The 1,503-nt window shown below is 37.9% G+C and carries 2 protein-coding genes; both read left to right on the forward strand.

The window, feature by feature from the left end; genetic code table 11:
- Nucleotides 1-13 precede the first annotated feature (13 nt).
- Entirely contained in the window at nucleotides 14-175 is a 162-nt protein-coding gene (locus tag AC5YGG_RS20850) for a phage tail protein (RefSeq protein ID WP_496146356.1), read from the forward strand.
- A gap of 23 nt (nucleotides 176-198) precedes the next feature.
- A partial coding sequence (locus AC5YGG_RS20855) for a phage tail sheath family protein (protein WP_496146355.1) occupies nucleotides 199-1,503 on the forward strand: 1,305 nt, incomplete at its 3' end.

Here is a 1,503-nt window from a genome sequence, read left to right on the forward strand (position 1 = left end):
CAGATCTATTACCATCTCTCTTCTTGATGAGAACGGAGAACCTGCCGTAACATGGAAAGTGAAAAATGCATTCCCGGTTAAATTATTGTCAACAGATCTGAAAGCTGAAGGGAATGAGGTAGCAGTGGAAACCTTAGAAATTGCCCATGAAGGGTTAACTATTGAAAATAACTAACATTAACTTAAAATTTTAAAAAAATGAATTACAAAACACCAGGAGTCTACGTAGAGGAACACGCAAAATTTCCACCATCAGTAGCACAAGTAGAAACAGCGATCCCAGCTTTTATTGGTTACTCGGATAAAGGTCCTAAAAATCAACCAACAAGAATTTCTTCTATGTTGGAATATGAAACAATTTTCGGAAAAGCAAATGAAGAAGCTTTCGAAATTACCATCGAGGAAGGTTCTGTAGAAGCAGATGTAGTATTAAGTCCTTTCAAAATGTATTACGCTATGCAAATGTACTTTGCAAACGGCGGTGGACCATGTTATATCGTTTCTGTTGGAAATCAGGAATCAGGATTTCCATCAACGGTAAGTCCGTCTGATTTGAAAGCAGGTCTTGCTACTTTAGAAAAAGAAGATGAGCCTACTCTTATTGTTTTCCCGGACGGAGAAGCTTTAGGTAACGGTATTTATAGTATTTACGGTGATGCTTTAAGCCAGGCAGAATTATTAAAGGACAGATTTGTTATCATGGATGTTGTGGGTGACGATGCCAATGCTGTTAAAAACTTTAGAGCAGGTGTAGGCGTTGGACCAAGTGGAGAACATTTAAAATACGGAGCTGCTTATCATCCAAAATTAGAAACTGTTTTAAGCTATAATTATAATGATAAAAAGGTAAAAGTTAAAACTGTCTCTCAATCATTTGCTGGAGGAAACGAAGGTGAAACTTACCTGTATGATTTAAAATCAAGCAACTCAGATTTATATAACCAGGCTAAAAAAGCAATTGAATCTAAGAGAGTCGTATTGATTCCGTCATCAGCCATTGCAGGTGTTTACGCTAAAGTAGACAGTACTTCAGGAGTATGGAAAGCACCGGCTAACGTTGGACTTAGCTATGTAGTAGCACCTACAGAAAAAATCTCTAACGAGGATCAGAAAGCGCTTAATATTGATGCAGAAGCTGGAAAATCTATCAATGCTATCAGAACTTTTGCAGGAAAAGGAACATTAGTTTGGGGAGCAAGAACATTAGACGGAAACAGCAATGAATGGAAATATGTATCTGTAAGACGTTTATTCAACATGGTAGAAGAATCCGTGAAAAAAGCTACAGAACGTTTCGTTTTTGAACCGAATACAGCCAATACATGGGTTCGTGTACAGGCAATGATCGAAAATTTCCTTGATCAGCAATGGAGAGACGGAGCATTAGCGGGAAGCAAGCCGGAAGAAGCTTTTTATGTAAGCGTTGGTTTAAATAGAACAATGTCTGCTCAGGATATTTTAGAAGGAAGAATGAATATCGAAATTGGTATGGCTGCAGTACGC

Source organism: Chryseobacterium sp. CS2K3 (assembly GCF_059515185.1).